General features: G+C 67.7%; 23 protein-coding genes and 1 tRNA gene. 8 read left to right on the forward strand and 16 right to left on the reverse strand.

The window, feature by feature from the left end; genetic code table 11:
* Positions 1-616, reverse strand: a 616-nt coding sequence (locus A9X04_RS12905; protein WP_067920959.1) for a metal-dependent hydrolase, incomplete at its 3' end; no start/stop codon positions are given.
* 236 nt (positions 617-852) lie between these two features.
* On the opposite strand from A9X04_RS12905, the gene A9X04_RS12910 reads away from it, so the two are divergent.
* The gene (locus A9X04_RS12910; protein ID WP_067920886.1) at positions 853-1,656 is read left to right on the forward strand and encodes a DUF1906 domain-containing protein; all 804 of its coding nucleotides are present in this window, start codon (positions 853-855) and stop codon (positions 1,654-1,656) included.
* A 31-nt stretch (positions 1,657-1,687) separates the two neighbouring features.
* Here A9X04_RS12910 and A9X04_RS12915 read toward each other — a convergent pair.
* The 3 genes from A9X04_RS12915 to pgm form a co-directional block, all read right to left on the reverse strand.
* Positions 1,688-1,760, reverse strand: a tRNA-Ala gene (locus A9X04_RS12915).
* A gap of 53 nt (positions 1,761-1,813) precedes the next feature.
* Positions 1,814-2,983, reverse strand: a complete 1,170-nt coding sequence (locus tag A9X04_RS12920) for an MFS transporter (RefSeq protein WP_067920888.1) — start codon at positions 2,981-2,983, stop codon at positions 1,814-1,816.
* 92 nt (positions 2,984-3,075) lie between these two features.
* On the reverse strand, positions 3,076-4,704 hold the full coding sequence (gene pgm / locus A9X04_RS12925; RefSeq protein ID WP_067920890.1) for a phosphoglucomutase (alpha-D-glucose-1,6-bisphosphate-dependent): 1,629 nt from the start codon (positions 4,702-4,704) through the stop codon (positions 3,076-3,078).
* 105 nt (positions 4,705-4,809) lie between these two features.
* Between pgm and crcB (A9X04_RS12930) the strand changes: the two genes are divergently transcribed.
* Positions 4,810-5,205 (forward strand): fluoride efflux transporter CrcB, encoded by a 396-nt coding sequence (gene crcB / locus A9X04_RS12930; protein WP_067920892.1) that lies wholly within the window; start codon positions 4,810-4,812, stop codon positions 5,203-5,205.
* Positions 5,202-5,585 carry a fluoride efflux transporter CrcB gene (gene crcB, locus A9X04_RS12935; RefSeq protein WP_067920894.1) on the forward strand — a complete coding sequence of 128 codons (384 nt, stop codon included), beginning with the start codon at positions 5,202-5,204 and terminating at the stop codon, positions 5,583-5,585. Before crcB (A9X04_RS12930) ends, crcB (A9X04_RS12935) begins: the two co-directional genes overlap by 4 nt.
* On the opposite strand, the gene A9X04_RS12940 is transcribed toward crcB (A9X04_RS12935), so the two are convergent.
* The 3 genes from A9X04_RS12940 to A9X04_RS12950 are packed head-to-tail and all read right to left on the reverse strand — an operon-like array spanning position 5,586 to position 7,453.
* Complete coding sequence (locus A9X04_RS12940) at positions 5,586-6,203, reverse strand: GNAT family N-acetyltransferase (RefSeq protein WP_067920896.1); 618 nt, start codon at positions 6,201-6,203, stop codon at positions 5,586-5,588. It abuts the gene before it with no gap.
* A complete protein-coding gene (locus A9X04_RS12945) occupies positions 6,200-7,075 on the reverse strand; it encodes an LLM class F420-dependent oxidoreductase (protein WP_067920898.1) in 876 nt (291 codons plus the stop codon). Before A9X04_RS12945 ends, A9X04_RS12940 begins: the two co-directional genes overlap by 4 nt.
* Positions 7,076-7,096: 21 nt before the next feature.
* Positions 7,097-7,453, reverse strand: a complete 357-nt coding sequence (locus A9X04_RS12950; RefSeq protein WP_067920900.1) for a DUF488 domain-containing protein — start codon at positions 7,451-7,453, stop codon at positions 7,097-7,099.
* 48 nt (positions 7,454-7,501) lie between these two features.
* Between A9X04_RS12950 and A9X04_RS12955 the strand changes: the two genes are divergently transcribed.
* Entirely contained in the window at positions 7,502-8,776 is a 1,275-nt protein-coding gene (locus tag A9X04_RS12955; protein ID WP_067920902.1) for an HNH endonuclease signature motif containing protein, read from the forward strand.
* On the opposite strand, the gene A9X04_RS12960 is transcribed toward A9X04_RS12955, so the two are convergent.
* From A9X04_RS12960 to A9X04_RS12970, 3 genes are all read right to left on the reverse strand, one after another.
* Positions 8,773-9,471 carry a DsbA family protein gene (locus A9X04_RS12960; protein WP_067920904.1) on the reverse strand — a complete coding sequence of 233 codons (699 nt, stop codon included), beginning with the start codon at positions 9,469-9,471 and terminating at the stop codon, positions 8,773-8,775. The two genes, A9X04_RS12955 and A9X04_RS12960, sit on opposite strands and share 4 nt — an antisense overlap.
* Positions 9,472-9,491: 20 nt before the next feature.
* Positions 9,492-10,415, reverse strand: coding sequence for a CoA ester lyase (locus A9X04_RS12965; RefSeq protein WP_067920905.1), 924 nt, complete (start codon positions 10,413-10,415; stop codon positions 9,492-9,494).
* 151 nt (positions 10,416-10,566) lie between these two features.
* On the reverse strand, positions 10,567-11,529 hold the full coding sequence (locus A9X04_RS12970) for a hypothetical protein (RefSeq protein WP_067920907.1): 963 nt from the start codon (positions 11,527-11,529) through the stop codon (positions 10,567-10,569).
* A 250-nt stretch (positions 11,530-11,779) separates the two neighbouring features.
* Here A9X04_RS12970 and A9X04_RS12975 point away from each other — a divergent pair, with 250 nt between their 5' ends.
* Together A9X04_RS12975 and A9X04_RS12980 are read left to right on the forward strand one after the other, a co-directional pair.
* Positions 11,780-12,352 carry a hemerythrin domain-containing protein gene (locus tag A9X04_RS12975; RefSeq protein WP_067920909.1) on the forward strand — a complete coding sequence of 191 codons (573 nt, stop codon included), beginning with the start codon at positions 11,780-11,782 and terminating at the stop codon, positions 12,350-12,352.
* A gap of 53 nt (positions 12,353-12,405) precedes the next feature.
* Positions 12,406-13,851, forward strand: coding sequence for a YdiU family protein (locus A9X04_RS12980; protein ID WP_197509160.1), 1,446 nt, complete (start codon positions 12,406-12,408; stop codon positions 13,849-13,851).
* Positions 13,852-13,853: 2 nt separating this feature from the next.
* On the opposite strand, the gene A9X04_RS12985 is transcribed toward A9X04_RS12980, so the two are convergent.
* Genes A9X04_RS12985 through A9X04_RS13000 form a run of 4 tightly spaced genes read right to left on the reverse strand, consistent with a single transcriptional unit; the run spans position 13,854 to position 16,005 of the window.
* Complete coding sequence (locus A9X04_RS12985) at positions 13,854-14,681, reverse strand: LLM class F420-dependent oxidoreductase (protein WP_067920913.1); 828 nt, start codon at positions 14,679-14,681, stop codon at positions 13,854-13,856.
* Positions 14,682-14,686: 5 nt separating this feature from the next.
* Positions 14,687-15,106, reverse strand: a complete 420-nt coding sequence (locus A9X04_RS12990; protein WP_067920915.1) for a DUF4267 domain-containing protein — start codon at positions 15,104-15,106, stop codon at positions 14,687-14,689.
* 46 nt (positions 15,107-15,152) lie between these two features.
* Positions 15,153-15,572: a YkvA family protein gene (locus A9X04_RS12995; protein WP_067920917.1), complete on the reverse strand. Its 420-nt coding sequence runs from the start codon at positions 15,570-15,572 to the stop codon at positions 15,153-15,155.
* Between the two features lie 31 nt (positions 15,573-15,603).
* Entirely contained in the window at positions 15,604-16,005 is a 402-nt protein-coding gene (locus A9X04_RS13000) for a DUF732 domain-containing protein (protein ID WP_067920961.1), read from the reverse strand.
* A 121-nt stretch (positions 16,006-16,126) separates the two neighbouring features.
* On the opposite strand from A9X04_RS13000, the gene A9X04_RS13005 reads away from it, so the two are divergent.
* Entirely contained in the window at positions 16,127-16,990 is an 864-nt protein-coding gene (locus tag A9X04_RS13005) for a phytanoyl-CoA dioxygenase family protein (RefSeq protein ID WP_067920919.1), read from the forward strand.
* Here the strand turns inward: A9X04_RS13005 and A9X04_RS13010 are convergent.
* Both A9X04_RS13010 and glnA read right to left on the reverse strand, forming a co-directional pair.
* Positions 16,909-17,898 carry a DMT family transporter gene (locus A9X04_RS13010; RefSeq protein ID WP_067920921.1) on the reverse strand — a complete coding sequence of 330 codons (990 nt, stop codon included), beginning with the start codon at positions 17,896-17,898 and terminating at the stop codon, positions 16,909-16,911. The two genes, A9X04_RS13005 and A9X04_RS13010, sit on opposite strands and share 82 nt — an antisense overlap.
* Positions 17,899-17,954: 56 nt before the next feature.
* Positions 17,955-19,391: a type I glutamate--ammonia ligase gene (gene glnA, locus A9X04_RS13015; protein WP_067920922.1), complete on the reverse strand. Its 1,437-nt coding sequence runs from the start codon at positions 19,389-19,391 to the stop codon at positions 17,955-17,957.
* A 295-nt stretch (positions 19,392-19,686) separates the two neighbouring features.
* Here glnA and A9X04_RS13020 point away from each other — a divergent pair, with 295 nt between their 5' ends.
* Entirely contained in the window at positions 19,687-21,462 is a 1,776-nt protein-coding gene (locus A9X04_RS13020) for an NAD-binding protein (RefSeq protein WP_082974982.1), read from the forward strand.
* The last annotated feature ends 12 nt before the right edge of the window (positions 21,463-21,474 follow it).

Genomic DNA, 21,474 nt, shown 5'->3' on the forward strand with positions numbered 1-21,474 from the left:
ACATCGAGAACGCCCTGATCAAGTAGCTCCCGGAGACGTGCTGGTAGACGTCGTACACCAGCGACCGGTGCTCGACCTCCTCGGCGCCGTGCCAACGCAGCAGATCCAGCATCATGGGGTCGGCCTTCGCGTAGTCCAGGCCCCGGTTCGTCAGCACCCATTGGCCCAACATCGCGGTGTAGTGCTCCAGCGCGGCCACATCGGCCAGCCGCCGATACAGCCACCACCGCTTCATGGCCGGCGGAAACCACTGGGGCGGGTCGCCCAGCGTCATCGACAACAGCCTCCCGAGCCGATCCGTGTACGGCTTGGTGTCGATGCCCTGCTCGGCGAGGTGGTCGAGCACCACCTGGTGCGCCCAGGCATGCCAGGACTCCTGCTGGATGAACGGCTTGATCGCCGCCTCCAACTCCGGGTCATCGACCAGCGACGACGCTTCGAGCACGGCCTTGATGAAGTGCCGCTCGCCCTCGGGCAGCAGCAGATGCAGGACGTTGATCATGTGCGTCGAGAACGGATCGTCGGGGACCCAGTGCAGCGGCGTCTCCGACCAATCGAACCGGACCATCCGCCGATACCTGGGGTGCCCGTCGTGGTGAAGTTGGACCTCGGGCATCGAAAGCTCCCTCCCGACTACTGCGAACAACCGTTCACTCGCCCGCGTACCCACGCGAGCGGCCGGTTATGCGTACCGGCGGTACCAGGATGCGGAAAGTTCGCTTTCGGACTAAGGGACTCGAACCCCCATGCGCTCCAGCGATTGACTCGACACGATCAACCGCAGAAACCGATTTGATATCGACTGCTATGCGCTACTTATGTTGACAAAAGTCACAAAATTAACATCACGCGATGCAGGACTTCTCGGTGAGTGCGCAGCGGTCGCGCCCTCTCCCCCGGCGCGACGTATTGCGCTACGCCATCACCATGTCGGCACTGCCAGCGCTGTATGCGGCATCGACAACCGCCACGGCCCGTGCCGCCGTCGGCGCCACCCCCACATTGATCGACTTCGCCGCGCGCCAAATTCCGGCGCAGCAGATTAGAGCCGCCGGCCACTCCGGGGTCATCAACTACGTCTCGCTGTCGCGTCCCGGCTCGTCCATGGGCGCCAAGCCGATCACGCGGTCCTACGCCGAGCAGCTGACCGCTGCCGGCCTGATCATCGTCAGCAATTACCAATACGGGAAGCCGGGCGGGACGGCACCATCGGACTTCCGGCGCGGGTTCGAGGGCGGCGTCGATGATGCGCGCACGGCCTGGAAGCTGCACACCGAGGCGGGTGGCGGTCAGAGCGCCCCGATCTTCTTCAGCATTGACGAGGACATCAACCACGACACTTGGAACAACTTGGCGCTCAAGTGGTTTCGTGGAATCAATTCGGTACTGGGAGTGCAGCGCACCGGCGTCTACGGCGGTATTGATGTGTGCCGGTGGGCCTGCGCCGATGGCGTTGTCGGAAATTCGAGCACCCCCGGCCACCGGTGGGCCTGGCAAACCAAGGCCTGGTCCCGCGGTCAGATCGATCCCGCCGCGGTTCTCTACCAACGCGTGGTGAGTACGGCAGCGAATCCAGGCCCAAGAGTCGGGGGACTCGAAGTCGACGTCAACGACGTCCTTGCCGGCGATTGCGGCCAGTGGAACCTACATCGGTGAGCCGGGTGTCGTCGGGCCGCCGAATATCCGGTGGAGCTAAGGGGACTCGAACCCCTGACCCCCACACTGCCAGTGTGGTGCGCTACCAGCTGCGCCATAGCCCCAAGTCGTGCCCATCGAAGCTACACCAACCGCCACCCTGGTTCAAAGTTGCTGTTCAGGCCGCCTCACCGTCCGCCGGGGGCTCGGCCAGACCGTGTTCCGGATGGATCAGCGTGCGCGTTTCCGCCGCCGGCACCCAGCCGACGGCGGCGATCAGCAAGACAATCCCGCTGATGCCGAATCCCCAGCCGAAGCTGAGCTGCTCCGCGGCCCACCCGACTGTCATGGAGCCGACGATGGCACCCAGATCGGACAGCATCTGCACCGCCGCCACCGGAATCCCCGCGCGCGCCTCGTTGCCGAGGATGTCGGCCACCGCGGCCTGCATCGGGGACATGAAAATGCCGGTCGTCGCACCGGATATGGCCGCGGCGATCATGAACGCGGGAAGCGACGACACGATTCCCAGCGCGGCGGTCGCTACGCCGGACGCCGCCAGGCCCACGATCAACAGCGTGCGCCGTCCCATCCGGTCGGACAGGTAACCACTGGGGACGACGGCCACAGCGTTGCCGGCGGCGAACGCCGCGAGCGCCACTCCGATGACGCCGACGCTTTTGCCCATGACGTCGGCGAGGAACAGCGGCACCAGCGCGACCCGCAGACCAAACGCCGCCCAGCCGGTCGCAAAGTTGGCCAGTAACGCCGCCCAGTACGCGCGGACGCGCAGCGCCTGGCGCATCGTCACCGTCGATCGGGTCGGCGGCGGGGGCGCGGCCAGCTCCGAATGCCGCAGGCCGTAGAACAGCGCCACCACCACACCCAGCATGGCGATGCCGTACACAATGAACGGGGCGGTCAGACCCCAGCCCGCCGTCAGGCCGCCGATCGCCGGCCCGCCCACCGCGCCGATCATGAACGAGGTCGTGAACAGCCCCGCGATTCGCCCCCGCGCGTCGGGTGGGCTGATATGGATCATCAGTCCCAGCGCCGAGACGTAGAACATCGTCGAGCCGACACCGCTGATGCCGCGGAACACCAGCAATTGCCAGTACGCCTGCGAATACGCGCACGCGATCGTGGACAACGCCACGATCAGCAAACCACCGATGTAAATCCGTCGCTCGCCCAACCGCTGCACCAGCGCACCGCTGACCGGTGCGAAACACAGCCGGCTCAACGAAAAGACGGTGACCAAGAAAGTCACCGCTTTGATGCTGACCCCGAAGGTATGCGCGAAGGCGGGCATCGCCGGCGAAATGACGCCGTAGCCCAAGGCAACCATGACATTCGCCCAGCTGAGGATCCAGACTTCGCGGGGCAGCCGACTAGAACGAGTGCCACGTCCCCCCGAACGGGCAAGGCGGAGGGAAATGGTCACCCAATGACTTTATTAACCACCTCGCGCGCGGCTTCCTGCACCTCCGCCAAATGCTCTGGGCCGTTGAAGGACTCCGCGTAGATTTTGTACACGTCTTCCGTGCCCGACGGCCGCGCGGCAAACCAGGCGTTCGCGGTCGTCACCTTCAATCCGCCCAGCGCGGCACCGTTGCCGGGCGCGGCGGTGAGTTTCGCGGTGATCGGCTCGCCCGCCAGCTCCGTGGCGGTGACCTGCTCGGCCGACAGCTTGGCCAGGCGGGCCTTTTGCTCGCGGTCGGCGGGCGCATCGACGCGAGCGTAGAACGGCGTGCCGTACTCGGCGGTCAGTTCCTGGTACCGCCGGGACGGGCTCAGCCCCGTGACGGCCAGGATTTCCGAAGCCAGCAGGGCGAGGATGATGCCGTCCTTGTCGGTGGTCCACACCGAACCGTCGCGCCGCAGGAACGACGCCCCCGCGGACTCCTCACCGCCGAAGCCGATGGTGCCGCCGATCAGGCCGTCGACGAACCACTTGAATCCAACCGGCACCTCGACGAGCTTGCGGCCGAGGCCGGCGACCACCCGGTCGATGATCGACGAACTCACCGCGGTTTTGCCCACGGCGATACCGTCCGGCCACGACGGCCGGTGCGTGTAGAGGTAGTCGATGGCCACCGCCAGGTAGTGGTTGGGGTTGAGCAGTCCCCCGTCGGGCGTGACGATGCCGTGGCGGTCGGAGTCCGCGTCGTTGCCGGTGGCGATCTGGTAGCGGTCCCGGTTGGCGATCAGGCCAGCCATCGCATCGGGTGAGCTGCAATCCATCCGGATCTTGCCGTCGTGGTCGAGCGTCATGAACCGCCAGGTCGCATCGACCAGTGGGTTGACCACGGTCAGGTCCAGACGGTGGCGCTGGGCGATCTCACCCCAGTAGTCGACGCTCGCCCCGCCCAGCGGGTCGGCGCCGATGCGAACCCCGGCCGCGCGGATCGCGTCGATGTCGACCACGTTCGGCAGGTCGTCGACGTAGTCGCCCAGGTAGTCGTGGCGCTGGACGGTTTGCAGCGCCCGGGCCAGCGGCACCCGCTTCACGCCGGCGCCGTCGCGCAGAATCTCGTTGGCGCGCTTGGCGATTGCGTTGGTTGCGTCGGTGTCCGCCGGGCCGCCGTTGGGCGGGTTGTACTTGAAGCCGCCGTCCGGCGGCGGGTTGTGCGACGGCGTGACGACGATGCCGTCGGCCAGCGCCTCGGTGCGGCCCCGGTTGTAGCCGAGGATGGCGTGGCTGACCGCCGGTGTCGGGGTGTAGCGATCGCGGGAGTCGATCATCGTGACGACGTCGTTGGCCGCCAGCACCTCCAGTGCCGACACCCACGCCGGCTCGGAGAGGCCGTGCGTGTCACGGCCGATGAACAGCGGGCCCGTGGTGCCCTGGGCGGCGCGGTATTCGACGATCGCCTGGGTGATGGCCAGGATGTGGGCCTCGTTGAAGGCGCCGTTCAGCGCCGACCCGCGGTGGCCCGACGTGCCGAACACCACCTGCTGGGCGACGTCGTCGGGATCGGGCTCAATCGAGTAGTAGGCCGTCACCAGGTGCGGCAGGTCGACGAGGTCTTCGGGCTGGGCCGGCTGGCCGGCGCGGGGGTGGGCCATGGTTGTCAATTCTGCCTGCGGCGCACGTCGCTGACTTGTCAGGTACTTTTCTGACGTCCCGGATTCACCCACCCGTAAGTCCAGGCAGAGGCGAAGGGATCGCGCGTGGCACACGACTATCGCGAGTTGGCCGCGGTTTTCGCCGGCGGGGCGCTGGGCTCCCTCGCCCGTGCCGGCCTGGGCACGCTCGCCGCCGGCGACCCGGCGAGGTGGCCGTGGCCGACGTTCACGGTCAACATCGTCGGCGCCTTCCTGCTCGGGTACTTCACCACCCGGCTGCTGGAGCGGCTGCCGTTGTCCAGTTACCGGCGCCCGCTGCTGGGCACCGGATTGTGCGGCGGACTCACCACCTTCTCCACGATGCAGGTCGAGACGCTGAGGATGGTCGAGCACGGCCATTGGGTCCTGGCCGCGACCTACACGCTCACCAGCATCGCGGTGGGACTGTTGGCGGTGCACCTCGCCACCAAATTGGTGCGCCGCGTCCGGATCCGCGGATGACGGCCGGCGCGGCCACGACGGCTGCGGTGTGGGTGGGGGTGGCACTGATCGGCGGCGCCGGGTCGGTGCTGCGGTTCGTGGTCGACCGTGCGGTGGCCACGCGGGCCGCCCGGTCATTTCCGTTCGGCACGTTGGTCGTGAACGTCAGCGGCGCCGCGCTGCTGGGCTTCCTCGGGGGCCTGGTGCTCAGCAAGGAGGCGGCCCTATTGGCCGGAACGGCGTTCGTCGGGGCCTACACCACGTTTTCCACCTGGATGCTGGAAACGCAGCGGCTCGGCGAGGAGCGACAGCTGCGCACGGCGGTCGCCAACATCGTCGTCAGCGTCGCGCTGGGCGAGGCGGCGGCGTTCTCCGCGCAGTGGATCGCCGAGCAGCTCTAGTCAACCGCGGGGAACGTCGTCGGGCGTGCGGGGCAGCGCATAGAGCGCCATCCGCCGGTTCGACATGTCGTGCTCGCCGAGGAAGACGCAGCCTCCCCGCTCGCAGAATGTGCGCGCCAGGGCGTTGCGGTGGTCGGGATCGAACATGATGCGCCGGCATTGCGGATCGAGGCCCAGGATGCTGCCCACCAGGTAGGGCAGCAGGTAACTCACGTGTCCCCGCTTGATGTAGTCCAGATCGGCCACCGCGACGTGCAACCCCAGATCGTGGGGATCATGCTCATATCGGGTCGCGATGGAATCCTTTGCTGCCCTGTACAATTCGATGTAGGCGCGGTCTGTTCCATAGAGCGTGGCGATGAAGGGGCGCGAGAAGGCGCCTTCGAGCTGCGCACGCAGATAACGATGCCAGCGCGCCACCGGCCAGGCGGACTCCCACGCTTCGACCAAGTGCGGTCGGCTCATCCACTCGGCGATCATCTCCGCGTCCGCGTCGGGGTTGGCCAGACGCAGCCCGTACGGGTCGGGCAACGCGGGAATGGGCGGCGGTGGGACTGCGCGGATTTCGGCGGAAACGTCGGTCAATTCCCGCGGCAGGATGGGGTCGGCCCCGCTCACGCGAGTGCCGCCTTCATCCACCGCTCGGCCAGCGCCACAACCCATTCGGCCGCCGCCTCGGGCCGGTCGGGAGGTGATTCGACGAGAACCAGTTCGTCGATGCCCATGTCGGCGAGGGCGCCGATGTCAACGACTTCCGGGTCGCGTAGCGCGACCGACAGCCGCAGCTGGGCGGGATCCCGCCCCGAGTCGGTGCATAGCCGTTGCAGCTCGGCGACGCGATCGCGCGCGGCCTCCAGCCCATCGATGTTGAACCCGTACCAGCCGTCGCCCCACTTCGCCGCACGGCGCAGCGCCGAATCGCTGTTGCCCCCTAGCACGATCGGGATACGACGGTCCCGCACCGGTTTGGGGTTGACGCGGATGGACTCGAACTTCACGAAGTCGCCGTCGAACGAGGCGACGTCGTCACGCCACACTGTGCGCATCGCGGCCGCATATTCGGCGGTACGCGCACCGCGACGGGCGAAGGGCACTGAGAGCGCGGCGAATTCCTCCCTGGACCACCCGACGCCCACGCCCAGTGTCAGCCGCCCACCGCTGAGCCGATCCAGGCTGGCGGCCTGCTTGGCCACCACCACCGGATGGTGTTCGGGCAGCAGGAGCACGCCCGTGGCCAGGCCGATCCGGGACGAGGCGGCCGCGGCAAAGCTCAGGGCGATCATCGGGTCAAGCCAATCCGCCTGCGCCGGAACGGCAATGACGCCGTCCTCGGAGTAGGGATAGCGCGAAGCGGGCCGGTCGGCCATCACGACGTGTTCACCCGCCCACAGCGTGGCGAAACCGCAATCGTCAGCGGTCGACGCGACGGCATCGATCACCGCGCGGTCGGCGCCGGTACCGATCCCCAGGGCATGCAATCCCAGCCGCATCGCAGAATCGTCTCACGACGTTCAGCGGCTTTTCAGCATCTCCGCGAGGACGGCCGCCTGGCTGATCTCCACCTCGCGAGTCGCGGTGACCAGGGTGAGGACACCGTGCCCGGCCAGATCGCGGAGCTCGTCCAGCGCCGGGCTGTCGCGCAGCTCGGCCCGGTAGCGCTTCGCGAACTCGTCGAACCGTTCGGGGCGGTGCTGATACCACTCCCGGAGCTCCTTCGACGGTGCGACGTCCTTGCACCAGGTGCCCACCCTCGGATCGTCCTTGCGCATCCCCCGCGGCCAGACGCGGTCGACCAGCACGCGCCGGCCCTCGTCGGCGGCGACGTCGTCGTAGACCCGCGCCACGCGAACCCTGTCCTTGGCGCTCATAAACGCCAGGGTAGGCGCCCGTCGGCAGACTGCGTTATTATCGAACTTATGTTCGAAGAATTGGCGAACGTCGACCCGGCGACCGGTGAATTGGCCCTGATAGAGCGCATCGCCGAGCTGGAGATGGTCAAGTGCGCCGCCGCTGCCGGCCAGGCCCGGGCCGCGGCCGCACTGGACGCCGCACGGCGGGCCACCGAAGCGGCCGAAGGGGTGCCCGCCGCGCGGCGCGGGCGCGGCGTGGCCAGCGAAGTCGCGCTGGCGCGGCGCGACTCCCCCGCCCGGGGCGGTCGGCATCTGGGCTTCGCCAAGGCCCTCGTCTACGAGATGCCGCACACGCTGGCGGCGCTGGAATGCGGAGCGTTGTCGGAGTGGCGGGCGACGCTGATCGTCCGCGAGAGCGCCTGCCTGGAAGTCGAGGATCGCCGGGCGTTGGACGCGGAGCTGTGCGCCGACCCGGCGGGCCTGGACGGCATGGGCGACGCGCGAGTTGCCGCCGCGGCGAAAGCGATCGCCTACCGGCTGGATCCGCACGCCGTCGTCGAGCGGGCGGCCAAAGCCGAGATGGAACGCACCGTCACCATTCGGCCCGCGCCCGACACGGTGACGTACCTCACCGCATTATTACCTGTGGCGCAAGGCGTTTCGGTGTACGCGGCGCTGCGCCGCGAAGCGGACACCCGCGGCGACGGGCGCACGCGCGGTCAGGTGATGGCCGACACCCTGGTCGAACGGGTCACCGGCCGCAGCGCCACGGTCCCCAGCCCGATCGCGGTCAACCTGGTGCTGTCCGACGAGACGCTGCTCGGCGGTGACAACGCGCCCGCTGACCTCGCCGGCTACGGTCCCGTCCCCGCGGCGGTCGCGCGCGCAATGGTCAGTAGCGCTGTCACCGACCGGCGTTCGCGCGCGACGCTGCGCCGGCTGTACGCGCATCCGCGCTCCGGGGCGCTGGTGGCGATGGAGTCACGGGCACGCCTCTTTCCCCGCGGGCTGGCCGCATTCATCGGCCTGCGCGATCAGCGTTGCCGCACGCCCTACTGCGATGCGCCGGTCAGACACCGCGACCACGCGCGGGCGTGGGCCGACGGCGGCCCGACCACCGCGGACAACGGTCTGGGCCTGTGCGAGCACTGCAACTACGTCAAGGAGAACGCAGGATGGCGGGTGAGCACCGCCGTCGACGAAAACCACACGCACACAGCGCTATTCACGACGCCCACCGGCAAGGGCTACCGCTCGATGGCGCCGCCGCGCGTCCCCACGATCACGGTCAGCGAGCTGGAGATCCGCGTCGGGGTCCGCCTCGCGCGACACGCGGCCTAGGTGCCCTGGCCGGTGAGGCGCTCGACATCGATGACTTCACCGCGGTTGATGCTGACCCAGTCACGCCCGGCCAGGTAGGGACGCAGGCTCCGGCCGATGAGCTCGACGTCGGCGGGTGATTTGGGTCGCTGCAGCTCGTACACGTGGGGCAACTCGGCCATGCCGGTGACGACATTCCACAGCGTCAACGCCTGGGGACCGGTGGGCGGGTCCACCAAGACCGGTCCAAACAGGCACTGCCCCAACAAGAACAGGGTGGGAACACCATAGCCGCCGGCGTCGATGACCCGCTGATGGTCGTAGCGGATCTCGTCGTGGGTGGTCGGGTCGTCCAGCGCCGCGTCGAAAACCGACGGGTCGGCGCCGATGTCGCACAGCAAGCGACGGGCAACCGCGGGGTCGTGCGGTTTACCGCCCAGCGTGTGCAGTTCGTGGCCGATGGCGCCGTACCACCGATCCAGCAGCGCCACGTCCCTTCGGCGCAGCAGCGCCCCGATCCGCATCAACGACCACCCATAGGACCACTCCCGCTCCCACGGGTGCTTCTGGTCCTCGGACCGGTTGATCTCTTCGAGGCTGAAGAAACGCCAGTCGACGGTGATGCCGAGTTGATCGCGCACGTCGCGAATCCACAATGACGTTTGGTAGGCGAACGGACACATCGGGTCGAAATGGAACTCCACCGCAACGCTCATGTTCGGACCCGCTTCGCCGCTCAGTAGTGATAGGTGTCCGACGGCGCGGGCGAATGATCCCGTTCTTCGTCGTCGAAGTCCGACGGTTCGATGCCGTAGGCGCGGGCCAGCTCGAGGATCTTCGTGGCCCTGGCAATCCGCGGCAGGTCGGAACCGTTACGAATCTCTCCCCCGTCACGTTCGAACTCGGCGAAAAACTCCTTCGCCCACGATATTTCGTCGTGCGATGGCGACAAGCCCTCGTTGACCACCGCGCACTGGTCCGGCGTCAGGCAGATCTTGCCGGTCATCCCGAATTCCACGGACACGGCCGTGGCCTCGATCAGTTTCAACGCATTCGAGCCGATCGTGGGCCCGTCGATGGCGCTGGGCAGGCTGGCCGCCTTCGCGGCGATCGTGAAGCGCGAGCGGGCGTAGGCCAGCGTGCTCGGGTCCTCCCCGAAACCGGTGTCGCGGCGGAAGTCTCCGATGCCGAAGGCGAGCCGGAAGGTGCCCTTCGCCGCGGCTATTTCGGTGATGCGTTCGAGCCCGCGGGCCGTCTCCACCAACGCCACGATCGGCACGTTGGGCAGCCGTTGGGCGGTCTCGGTGACGTGGTCGACCGATTCGACCATCGCCAGCATCACCCCTCCGACCGGCGTTCCCGCCAGTGCCGCGAGGTCGTCCGCCCACCACGGGGTGCCGAACCCGTTGACGCGCACCCAGTCGGTGTTGCCGGTGTCCAGCCAGCTCACCACGTTGTCGCGGGCGGCGTGCTTGTCTTTGGGTGCGACGGCGTCCTCGATGTCGAGTACGACGATGTCGGCCCGCGAGTGCACCGCGGACTGGAACCGGTCCGCGTGCGCACCGTTGACCAATAGCCAGCTCCGGGCCAAAACGGGGTCGATGCGGTAGCCGATGGCGTCGTCGGGCTCCGTCGCGCTGGTGTTGACCTGGTCGTACATTCGGTCTCTCGTGGTTATCGGTATCGGACTGGTGCCTTAACCGTAGCGATATCCCCAAACGGGCGGTTGGGCATGCCCCCTCGACGCAGAAATGGCCAGACCGCCCGAGGATCGAGCCCTCGCCCGGGCGGCCTGGCTGTGGAATTTTCGGCTAGTTGATGCCGACGACCTCCTGCGCGATGGCGGCAACGCGCGTTTGGGCGGCCGACACCACCCGCTGGCGGTTCTTGTTGGCCTCCTCGTACGCGATGATCGCCCGCACGTCGCTCGGATTGGTGAGGTCCTTCACCTCGGCGACGGCCTCGCTCACGTTGAGCTCGTCGTAGTTGGCGATGGGCAGCTCGTCGGCGTCGAGGACCCCCACGGAGGCGCGTGCCGCGTGCAGGGCGTCGGCGGTCTGCCGGGCCCCCTCGTTGCGGGTCACCCGCTCGGCCGCCTCGAGGGCGGCGTTCCGGGAAGCGACGATCGCCCGCGTCGCCACGTCACCCGCGTGCGCGCCCCTGCTGACCAGTTCGTTGAACGTCGGGCGGGCCGAGCGCAGCGCGTCTGCGGCCCTGTCGACACCGCGGACCGACCACTCGACCGGCAGGTTCACCAGTTTGACCGCGGTTCCGGCCGCCGCCTGCAACGGTGTGCGACGCAGCGCGGCCGGTCCACCGAGCGCATCCTCGGCGAGCACGGTCGCAAGCCAATCGACGGTCGCCGAATGAGCGGTGATCAGTCGCGTCGCCAGGCTCTCCACCTCGGGGAGCTCGGCGGCCACGGCCAGCGCCTTGAGGTAGCGGGCGCGGTCGAGCAATTGATCCTCCAGCGCCAGGTCGCCCAGCAGCGCCTCGTCGAACGGTTGCGCCTGTTCGGTCAGCGCCTTGACCGCCGCCGCGGCGCGGCCCAGGAACGGGCCGACGATGTCGGGGACGCCACCCAACCCGCGTATCGCCTTCTCGATCGCCTCGGAACGGTCACGTGCGTTCGACGCGTTCTGTGTCAGTTCTCGCTCGACGGCCTCGGTACGCGCCTGTGCGATGCGGGTTTCGGCAACCTGGATCTCGGTGTTGGTCAGCTGGTGCAAAGCGCGCAGCTGCGCCAAAACCGTCGTCTTGTCCGTTGAAGTCATTGAAAAACTCGCCTCCTGCGTTGATTGTCTGGATCGGCACGAAAGCGCCTTTGGGTCGGCTACCCATTCGGGCGCGGACAGATAACATCGGCACCCGGCGTGTGATCCAGATCGCTTTGGCCCCTGGCCCGAGGTGGCCGCGCCGGCGCGACCGCCCTCGTTTAGCGGTTTGTACAGCGGGTACGTCTCGACGAGCCGCACACAGCCCATGGTGCGAATTTCCAACTCCCAGAACACTGGAGGTATCGCGATGGCCGACATGATTGTGCAATCGCCCGACGAGGTCGTCGCTTTCCTGAAGGCGCAACACAACCTCATCGAGGACATGTTCGACGAAGTCCTGCACGCGTCCGACCCGCAGGCGCGGGAGAAGCCGTTCGTCGAGTTGCGTCAATTGCTCGCCGTCCACGAGACGGCCGAGGAAATGGTGGTGCACCCGCGGGTGCGCCGCGAGACCGACGACGGGGACGCCATCGTCGACGCCCGGCTCAAAGAAGAGCACGAAGCCAAGGAGCTGCTGTCACAGATCGAGGGCCTCGATCTCGCCTCGCAGCAGTTCGTCGACGCCGTGACCAGGCTGCGCGACGCCGTCCTCGAGCACGCACGGCACGAGGAGGAAGACGAGTTCCCCGTTTTGCTCCGGAAAGTCGACGAGGACGATCTCAAGCGGATGGGCGCGGCTGTGCGAGCGGCCGAGGCCATCGCGCCGACCCGCCCGCACCCCGGCGTCGAGTCGGCGAAGCTGAATTTCGCCCTGGGGCCGTTCGCGTCGATGCTCGACCGCGCCCGCGATGTGATCAAGCAGGCCATCGGAGTCGGCTAGGCCTGCACCGCCGAACTTTCCGTAGGCTCGACGAGGTGAGTGTCGCTCCGGATATGACCGTTGCCCTGCAACACCGGTTCTTCCGTGAGCTGCCGGAGATGGCCATGCGCTGGCAAGCGGAGGCCCCGGCCGAGCCGAGGCTGCTGGCGTTCAACGACAGGTTTGCGGCGGAGCTCGGACTGGACGCCGACTGGCTGCGGAGTCCCGACGGACTGCGCTTCCTGGTCGGCAACCTGGTGCCCAGCGGCGCCGTTCCGGTGGCCCAGGCCTACGCGGGGCATCAATTCGGCGGCTTCGTCCCCCGGCTGGGCGACGGACGCGCCCTGCTGCTCGGCGAGCTCGTCGACGCCGAGGGCCGTCTGCGCGACATCCACCTCAAAGGCTCCGGGCCGACGCCGTTCGCGCGCGGCGGCGACGGGCTGGCGGCGGTCGGTCCCATGCTGCGCGAGTACATCGTCAGCGAAGCGATGCACGCGCTTTCAGTGCCGACGACACGATCGCTGGCCGTGGTGGGCACCGGCCGTCCGGTGCTGCGCGAAGCGGAATTGCCCGGGGCCGTGCTGACCCGGGTGGCCAGCAGCCATCTGCGGGTGGGCAGCTTCCAGTACGCAGCGTCGTCCGGCGACGGCGAATTGCTGCGGCGCCTCGCCGACCATGCGATCGCTCGCCACCACCCCGGCGCCGCACAGGCCGAACGCCCCTACCTCGCACTGTTCGAGGGCGTGGTCGCGGTGCAGGCATCGCTGATCGCTCGCTGGATGCTGATCGGATTCGTGCACGGGGTGATGAACACCGACAACATGACGATCTCCGGCGAGACGATCGACTACGGACCGTGCGCTTTCATGGAGGCCTACGACCCCGACACGGTCTTCAGTTCGATCGACTTCTGGGGGCGCTACGCCTACGGCAACCAGCCCCTGGTCGCGGGCTGGAACCTCGCTCGGTTCGCCGAGACGCTGCTCCCCTTGCTCTCCGATGACATCGAGGAGGCGGTCGCGCTTGCGGAGGCATCGTTCGGCGTCTTCCAGCGCGAGTACGACGCCGTGTGGTCGTCCGGCATGCGCGCCAAACTCGGTTTACCGGCCGACATCGAAGCCCGAGACTGCACGGCGCTGGCCGACGACTTGCTTGCCCTGCTGAAGGACAGCCACGTCGACTACACCTCGTTCTTCCGCCACCTCGGCCGGGCGGCGCGCGGCGATGCCGAACCCGCGCGCGGATTGTTCGTCGACCTCGCCGGATTCGACGCCTGGCTGTCGCGCTGGCAGAGCCTGCGCCCCGACGCCGACGTCATGGACCGGGCCAACCCGGTCTACATTCCGCGCAACCACCTGGTCGAGGAGGCCCTGGCCGCCGCGACGGCCGGCGAGCTGGGACCCGTCGAACAGCTCCTCGCTGCGGTGGCCGCGCCCTTCGACGAGCGGCCGGGTCTGGAGCGCTACGCCAGCCCGGCCCCGGAGGACTTCGGAAAGTACCAAACGTTCTGCGGCACTTAGGCTTACGTCAGCTTTGCGGCCTCGGCCTGGAGCTCGTCGAGCCGGCGGAGGGTCTGGTCGCGAGGCTCGGTGGGCAGCTCCACCAGCAGGTGCTCCACCCCGAGGGCGAGGTAGCCCTCCAGCTCGTTGGCCGTCGGCGCGCCGCCGTGGAAGCTGATCACCGGTACGTCCTGGCCGGCGACATCGCGCAGTTGCTGAAGTTGCGGGGCCAGCACCTCCGCGGACGGCGTCATCGACAGCCAACCGGCGTGCAGCCGGGCGATGCGTTTGAAGCCCGCGGGCCCGCCGCCGAAGTACAGCGGCGGATAGGGCTTCTGCACCGGCTTGGGCCAACTGTAGATCGGCTCGAAGTTCACGAATTCGCCGTGGAACCCGGCCGTTTCGTGCGTCCAGATCTCGATCATCGCGTCGATCCGCTCGTCGACGACCCGGCCGCGAACCGCGGGATCGATGCCGTGGTTGGCGATCTCTTCGCGCAGCCAGCCCACGCCGACACCGAACCGAAACCGTCCCTGCGACAACAGGTCCAGTGACGCCACCTCCTTGGCCGTGTGGATCGGATCGCGCTGCGGAACGAGTGCGATGCCGGTACCCAGGACGAGCCGTTCGGTGACGACCGCGGCCGCGGTCAACGCCACGAAAGGATCCAGGGTGCGGTAGTACTTCGGCGGGATCGGTCCGCCCGCCGGATACGGCGTTACGTCCCCCGCCGGAATGTGGGAATGCTCAGCGAGAAACAGCGACTCGAACCCACGCTGCTCGAGCGCCTGCCCGAGCGCCACGGGATCGATGCCCTCGTCCGTCACGAATGTCAGCACGCCTAGACCCATGGTGCTCAGTCAACCGCATTCAGCTCGCCCCCGCGACCGGCTCCCCGCTCGACCCCGGTGGTACGACGCGCCGCACCCCACAGCCCGACGCCGATGCCGACGACCGCGCCGCCGAGACCGATGATCCGTTGCGAGGGTTTCAGTTCGTCGTGGACACTGATGCCGCCGAGCAGGTCCGCCGCGTCCGCACCGCCGGACGCCAGGAACCAGCCGCGGGTGTTCTTGCCGCGCAGCGCCGCCGCCGCGAGCATGCCGCCGATCAACGCGTCGCGATATCCCATGGAGCGCAACAACAGTCGCGCGGTCGGAGCCGGGTCGCCCGGGTCTCCCCAGAACCGGTTCGCGCTCAGGGGGTCGATGAGGAACCAGATGCCGGAGGTGAGTCGGATGCTGCCCGCCAGTAGAGCGGCTCGGTCGATTGCCATGGTCTGCCAGCCTATGGGCACGCCCGCGCGAGCGGTATCGAGGCCGTCACTCCAGTGCGGGATCGGGCAGCCCGCACAGTTTGCACAAGGTGGCGAGCCCCTCGGGTGTGCCTGGCCAGTGCTTGGCGAGCGCCTCGGATCCCGCCGTGCGGCTGATCCAGCGCAGCACCAGGCCGACGATGATCACGTCGTCGGCGAACCCGATGACCGGGATGGCATCGGGGATCAAGTCGATGGGCGACACGACGAAGGCGATGAGCGCGACCAGCGCGATCCGGATCCGTCGCGGCAGTTCGTCGTCGGCGGCGAGGCGTTTCAACAGCCGAAGCACATCGGGCAGCAGGCGCACCAGGTCCTGCATGTTGGCCTGGGGTTTCATCAACCAGAGGGTGATGGCGAGGATCACCCAGATCACCGCAAACGCGCTTGCGAGGCCGATCAGAATCATCCACCAGTCAGACCACATCGTTCGATCTTCCTGGACGGGGTCCCCCGCCTTACGCGGCGCCCGGCGTCGGCCACGGAAACATGGGCCACATCCCCGTCGGCGGCAGCGTGGGACCTGGCGGTGGCTCGGTGGTCGGTTCCCCGAGGTGCTGGGGGCAGTAGGCGGCCACCGCGCTGACCGTGAACTTGGTTGCATCGTCCACGGAAAATCCCGGGTTGCTCGCCGACATGCTTTGGATGACGTCGGCCTGCGAGTGGCCCTGGTCCATCAGTTGGCAGGCCTTCTTCGCGACCCCGATCGCGACCGGCCCGCTCTTGACGGGAACGCCCGCCTGATCGAGCGCCGCCAGGAAGCTCGCATCGGGGCCCGGCCCGTTGTTGCCGGGCGGATCGGCCTGCGCCGGAGCGGCGACGCCGATGAGGGCGGCGAAGCTCGCCACCACGAGAAGCATCCGCACCGCTTCATCCTTGTACACAAAGCCGGTGTTGTCCTGTCGGGTGTGTACCCCGCGATTCGGTGTGAGTTGAGGCGAACTCGGCTTAGTGTGGGTGCGGGATGAAGGACGAGTGCCAATGAACATCGACGACGAGCCCGTCACCACACTGGAAGACCTCAGGGGCGACCTGGCGCAGCGGTATCGGCGGACGCCGAGCGGCGGGCAGTCGGTGGACAGCGCCGTCGTCGAGGCGGACATGGCGGCCCTCGACCGTGACGGCTACGTCGTCTGGGAGAACCTGCTCACCGGCGAGCAGTGCCGGCAGATCCGTGAGGTCGTGCGCCCGTGGCTCGCCCACACGGGACGCAACTCCTTCGAGGGCCGGCGCACCCAGCGCATCTACAGCCTGCTGAGCCGAACGCGGGTCTGCGACGGGCTGGTCGACAACCCCCGCGTGCTTGCGGTGCTCGATCGGCTGCTGATGCCCAACTACCTGCTTTCGGCGTTGCAGGCCATCAACATTCAGCCCGGGGAGGCCGCGCAGCTGGCCCACCACGATGACGGCTTCTATCCGGTTCCGCGGCCACGAGAACCGTTGGCGGCGGCCACGATCTGGGCCATCGACGACTTCACCGCCGACAACGGCGCCACGGTGCTCTACCCGGGCAGCCACCGTTGGGGCAAGCGCAGGCCCGGCCCCGACGATGCGGCCGTGCCCGTCGTGATGCCCGCCGGGTCGTGCGTCTTCTTCGTCGGGACCCTGTGGCACGGCGGGGGCGCCAACAGCACGGACCGCGACCGCCTCGCCGTCACCGCCCAGTACTGCCAGCCGTGGCTGCGGCCGATGGAAGCCTTCACGTTGTCGATATCGCGCGACATCGCCCGGACGGTCTCCGACGACATTCGCCGCATGCTCGGCTACAGCATCCACCCGCCGTTCGTCGGCGCGGTCGACGGTCTGCACCCGCTGCGACTGCTGGAAACCGCGCAGGACTCGTAGGCCCCGTTCCCATCTGGCACTGAGGCCCGCGCCGGATGGCGCTGCGACTCGATCGCCTGGCTGCGGCTCAGGGCGACGGCGCTGGCCACCATCGCCGCGACCGCGACCGGCAGCTCGAGGGCCGTCGAGCGCCCCACCGCCAGGTGTTCACCCAGCACCGCGATGCCGAGCAGGACCGCGACAACGGGCTCCCCCACCAACATGATCGGCACCGACGCCTGCAACGCCCCGGCGTGGAACGCCGAGTTCTGCACCACCGTCACGGCGACGGCCAGACCCACCAGCAGGTAGGGAGCGGGGACCGTGAGGAGACCGTGCCAGCCGCCGACGGCATAGCGGTGCGTGCAGATCTTCGTCAAGACGGCGATCATGCCGAGCAGGACCGCCACGGCGGCGCCCAGCAACATCGCCCGCGCACGCCCGACCGCGCGGCTCGCGGCGATGACGCAGACAACCAGCAACGGCACCGTCACCGACAACGCGAGGGTCCACGCCGGTACCGCGGGGCGGCTGTGGCCCTCGCGGGGCTGGCCGACGAGCACGAAGAGCGCCAAGGCCGCCGTCAGCAGCGTCGCCCAGCCCCATTGCGCCGCGCTGATCCGTTGGCGGCACAGCCGTGCGCTCATCGGCAGCGCGAACAGCAGCGACGAAACCAGCAGCGGCTGGACCAGAAGGAGGGATCCGTGGGCCAACGCCACGGCTTGAAAGACGTAACCGGCGACCGCTCCGACCGTGCCCGCCCACCACAACGGTTTGCGGGCCAGCGTGGTGACCATGGTTCCCGACATGCCGTCATCGGCCGGAACGTCCTGAGCGGCGCGCTGCCGGACGACGATCCCGACCGCGGCCCAGAACGCGGACAGCAACGCCGAGAAGATCGCGATCGCGTGTGATTGCACCCACCCCATGCCCGTTCGGGTACCCGGGACCTCGGCGACGTTAACTGCGCCGGGAGCGAACTACCTCATACGTCGTAGTAGAGGGCGAATTCGTACGGGGTCGGCCGGAGGTTGAACGGCGCAATCTCGTAGGTGCGCTTGTAGTTGATCCACGTCGCGATGACGTCCGGGGTGAAGACTCCGCCCTCGGTCAGGTATTCGCTGTCTTCCTCCAGACGATCGATCACCGCGGACAGCTGCGTGGGCGCCTGCGGAATCTCCGCGGCCTCCTCCGGCGGCAGCTCGTAGAGGTCCTTATCGACCGGCGGAGGCGGCTCGATCTTGTTCTTGATGCCGTCCAACCCGGCCATCAACTGGGCCGCGAAAGACAGGTACGGGTTGCCCGACGAGTCGGGGCAACGGAATTCCAGCCGCTTGGTCTTCGGATTGTTGCCGGTGATCGGGATGCGCACGCACGCCGACCGATTGCGTTGGCTGTAGACCAGATTGATCGGCGCCTCGAAGCCGGGAACCAGACGCTTGTATGAGTTCACGGTCGGGTTGGTGAAGGCCAGCAACGACGGGGCGTGGTACAGCAAGCCGCCGATGTAGTGCCGCGCAGTGTCGGACAGGCCGGCGTATCCCGTCGGGTCGTACATCAGCGGCACGCCGTCCCTCCACAGCGACTGGTGGCAGTGCATACCGGAACCGTTGTCGCCGAACAACGGCTTGGGCATGAACGTGACGGTCTTCCCGGCCTGCCACGCGGTCTGCTTGACGATGTACTTGTACATCTGATGGTCGTCGGCCGCGTGCAGCAACGTATTGAACTTGTAGTTGATCTCGGCCTGGCCGCCGCTGCCGACTTCATGGTGGCCCTTCTCCAGGGAGTAACCGGCGTTGGTCAGGTGGGTGAGGATCTCGTCGCGCAGATCGACGTAGTGATCGGTGGGGGCCACCGGAAAGTACCCGCCCTTGGGCCGGACCTTGTAGCCGAGGTTGGGGCTCCCATCGGGCTCGGCGTCCTCTCCGGTGTTCCACCACCCGGATGCCGCGTCGACCTTGTAGAACGATTCGTTGGTGCTCGAGTCGAAGCTGACCGAGTCGAAGATGTAGAACTCGGCCTCCGGACCGAAATAGGCGGTGTCCGCGATGCCGGAACTGATCAGATAGTTCTCTGCCTTGCGGGCGATGTTGCGCGGGTCGCGCGAATACACCTCGAGGGTGAACGGGTCGTGCACGAAGAAGTTCACGTTCAGCGTCTTGCGAGCCCGGAACGGGTCGATGGTCGCGGTCTCCGGATCGGGCAGCAGCACCATGTCGGACTCGTGGATCGATTGGAACCCGCGGATCGAGGAACCGTCGAAGGCCAGGCCGTCCTCGAAGACGCTCTCATCGAAGGCGTAGATCGGAATTGTGAAGTGCTGCATGGTGCCGGGCAAGTCACAGAAGCGGACGTCGACGTACTCGATGTTCTCATCCTTGGCGAGTTTGAAAATATCGTCGGGCGTCTTATCGGACACGCAACGCTCCTTAGCTTGATCGTCGGCACTGGTGTGCGAGCGTTTTGTACGCCTCGACCATTTCGCCCGCGTCACCACCGCAAGTCGAACCTGTTGCGTCACAGAAAGTCCATGGCATCGCGATTCCACGGCGGCCGGCTTCCGGTGGCACTTCCCTGCGCGTTGGCCGATAGTCATATGGACCACGCAGCTGCAGCAGAAGTAGGAGTAGTCATGCCACGCAACACAAACGGCGGTCGTCCGGCGACCAGCCGTGGCGATCGACGCGCGTAAGAATCGAACGAAGCCCCACGCGATGGGCGAGCTCTTTCAATTTCACCGCGAGATAATCGTCAGCGGTGACGACGCGCTGTCGAAGACGATCGCCGAGGAGCTGAGGGGCGCGGGCGCGCGAATCATCAAGATCAACAACGCCGCCGACCTGCTCGGGGCCGGGGTGCATCGCGCACGCGCCGTCGTGTGCGCGGGCCCCAATGACGCAGTGAACCTCGAAATCGCCTTGTTGGCAAGAGAGTTCAGCCCGAACGTGCGGGTGGTGGCACGGTTGGCCAACGACGTACTGCGCGAAGCGGTGGTTGCTGTCAACGGTCCCGGCGCGATCTTGGACGTCGCCGACCTCGCGGCACCCTCGATCGTCGAGGCAGTGTTGTCACGTAACGCGCACCAATTCGACACGGCGGGTATCGAATTCGTGGTCTGGGGATCCGAGGCGCCTTACAGCGCGACGCTCCGGGAGATCTACGCCGACCTGGCACCGGTCGCGGTGGTTCACGGCAAGAATTCGCCCGCTCCCGGTGAGGTGGTGCCATGCCCCGGACGAGATCTGCGGGTCTACGCCGGCGACTGGACGTCGATGATCGGCGTGAAGGACGAATTGGAGGCCCGCGGAATCACCTTGCCTCCCCCGGCCGCGACGCGCGCTCGCCACTCCCCGATACGGCGGGTCATCGACGCGGCGCGCGCCATCCGAGACGAAGTGAACCCCATGCTCTTCCCCTCGCTGGCGTTCGCGCTGCTTCTCACTCTTGGCTCGACGGCCGTGGTGCGCTTCGCCTATCACAACCCCAAAATGTCGTGGATCGACGCCCTGTACTTCGCGTCCGAAACGATCACGACGGTGGGTTACGGCGACTTCAGCTTCGCCCAACAATCCACTTCCCTGCGGCTGTTCGGCGTCTTGTTGATGTTCGGCGGCGCAAGCGTCACCGCCATCCTCGTCGCGTTCCTTGCCGACCTCCTGCTGTCGCGCCGCTTCGTCCAATCGGCCGGACTGCGGCGCGCGCGCCACATGCACGACCACGTCGTCGTCGGGTTGGGTTCGATCGGGGTGCGCGTCGTCAGTGATCTCGCGGCGGCCGGATACGACGTCCTGGTCATCGAGCCGGACGACAGCAACCGCTTCCTGCCGACCGTGGCCGAACTCGATGTGCCGGTGATCTTCGGGGATCCGACGATGCGCCAGACGCTGCAGTCGGCGCGCATCGACCGCGCCCGCGGGGTGGCGCTGGTGACGCAGGACGACATGAAAAACATCGAAACCGGGATCGTGCTGCTCGAAATGCTGGGATCCGACACGAAGGTGCCCATCGTCATGCGCGTTCAAGGCCGCGCGCTGGGCACCGCGGTGCACCGGCGGTTCGGTTTCGAGAACGTGCGGTCGATCGTCGACCTGGCGGCGCCGTGGTTCATCGGCGCGGCGATGGGCTTGCAGGTGCTCGGCACGTTCTGGGTGGGCCAGCGCTCCTTCATGGTCGGCGGGATGCTGGTGGCGGCGGGCAGCGAGCTCGACGGGCTGCGGATGGTCGATCTGTCCACTCAGACGCGCGTCATCGCGATCACCCGGCCGGAAGGGCCGGTCAGGTTGCGCCCGCGCCGCGACGCCCGCCTGAAAGCCGGTGACACCGTCTACCTCATTGGCCCGTACCGAGAACTGATCGCGACGCTGCGCAAGGGCCAGCCTCCGCCGCTGATGACGATCAACGGCGAGCGCACCGTGGCATTGGCGGCCGCACGGTCGACGCGCCGGCCGGAGGTGCGCCCACCAAGGTGGGCGCCCGATCCGGACGGTTAACGAACGGCTAAA

This window comes from Mycobacterium sp. E3247 (genome assembly GCF_001667785.1).
Taxonomy (GTDB): domain Bacteria; phylum Actinomycetota; class Actinomycetes; order Mycobacteriales; family Mycobacteriaceae; genus Mycobacterium.

What these genes read in the sequence shown, in the direction of transcription:
- A9X04_RS12910 (WP_067920886.1), top strand. Translation starts at nt 853, where the DNA reads ATGCAGGACTTCTCGGTGAGTGCGCAGCGGTCGCGCCCTCTCCCCCGG.
- A9X04_RS12920 (WP_067920888.1), bottom strand. Translation starts at nt 2,983, where the DNA reads ATGGTTGCCTTGGGCTACGGCGTCATTTCGCCGGCGATGCCCGCCTTC.
- pgm (WP_067920890.1), bottom strand. Translation starts at nt 4,704, where the DNA reads ATGGCCCACCCCCGCGCCGGCCAGCCGGCCCAGCCCGAAGACCTCGTC.
- crcB (WP_067920894.1), top strand. Translation starts at nt 5,202, where the DNA reads ATGACGGCCGGCGCGGCCACGACGGCTGCGGTGTGGGTGGGGGTGGCA.
- A9X04_RS12945 (WP_067920898.1), bottom strand. Translation starts at nt 7,075, where the DNA reads ATGCGGCTGGGATTGCATGCCCTGGGGATCGGTACCGGCGCCGACCGC.
- A9X04_RS12950 (WP_067920900.1), bottom strand. Translation starts at nt 7,453, where the DNA reads ATGAGCGCCAAGGACAGGGTTCGCGTGGCGCGGGTCTACGACGACGTC.
- A9X04_RS12955 (WP_067920902.1), top strand. Translation starts at nt 7,502, where the DNA reads ATGTTCGAAGAATTGGCGAACGTCGACCCGGCGACCGGTGAATTGGCC.
- A9X04_RS12960 (WP_067920904.1), bottom strand. Translation starts at nt 9,471, where the DNA reads ATGAGCGTTGCGGTGGAGTTCCATTTCGACCCGATGTGTCCGTTCGCC.
- A9X04_RS12965 (WP_067920905.1), bottom strand. Translation starts at nt 10,415, where the DNA reads ATGTACGACCAGGTCAACACCAGCGCGACGGAGCCCGACGACGCCATC.
- A9X04_RS12970 (WP_067920907.1), bottom strand. Translation starts at nt 11,529, where the DNA reads ATGACTTCAACGGACAAGACGACGGTTTTGGCGCAGCTGCGCGCTTTG.
- A9X04_RS12975 (WP_067920909.1), top strand. Translation starts at nt 11,780, where the DNA reads ATGGCCGACATGATTGTGCAATCGCCCGACGAGGTCGTCGCTTTCCTG.
- A9X04_RS12980 (WP_197509160.1), top strand. Translation starts at nt 12,406, where the DNA reads ATGACCGTTGCCCTGCAACACCGGTTCTTCCGTGAGCTGCCGGAGATG.
- A9X04_RS12985 (WP_067920913.1), bottom strand. Translation starts at nt 14,681, where the DNA reads ATGGGTCTAGGCGTGCTGACATTCGTGACGGACGAGGGCATCGATCCC.
- A9X04_RS12990 (WP_067920915.1), bottom strand. Translation starts at nt 15,106, where the DNA reads ATGGCAATCGACCGAGCCGCTCTACTGGCGGGCAGCATCCGACTCACC.
- A9X04_RS12995 (WP_067920917.1), bottom strand. Translation starts at nt 15,572, where the DNA reads ATGTGGTCTGACTGGTGGATGATTCTGATCGGCCTCGCAAGCGCGTTT.
- A9X04_RS13000 (WP_067920961.1), bottom strand. Translation starts at nt 16,005, where the DNA reads ATGCTTCTCGTGGTGGCGAGCTTCGCCGCCCTCATCGGCGTCGCCGCT.
- A9X04_RS13005 (WP_067920919.1), top strand. Translation starts at nt 16,127, where the DNA reads ATGAACATCGACGACGAGCCCGTCACCACACTGGAAGACCTCAGGGGC.
- A9X04_RS13010 (WP_067920921.1), bottom strand. Translation starts at nt 17,898, where the DNA reads ATGGGGTGGGTGCAATCACACGCGATCGCGATCTTCTCGGCGTTGCTG.
- A9X04_RS13020 (WP_082974982.1), top strand. Translation starts at nt 19,687, where the DNA reads ATGGGCGAGCTCTTTCAATTTCACCGCGAGATAATCGTCAGCGGTGAC.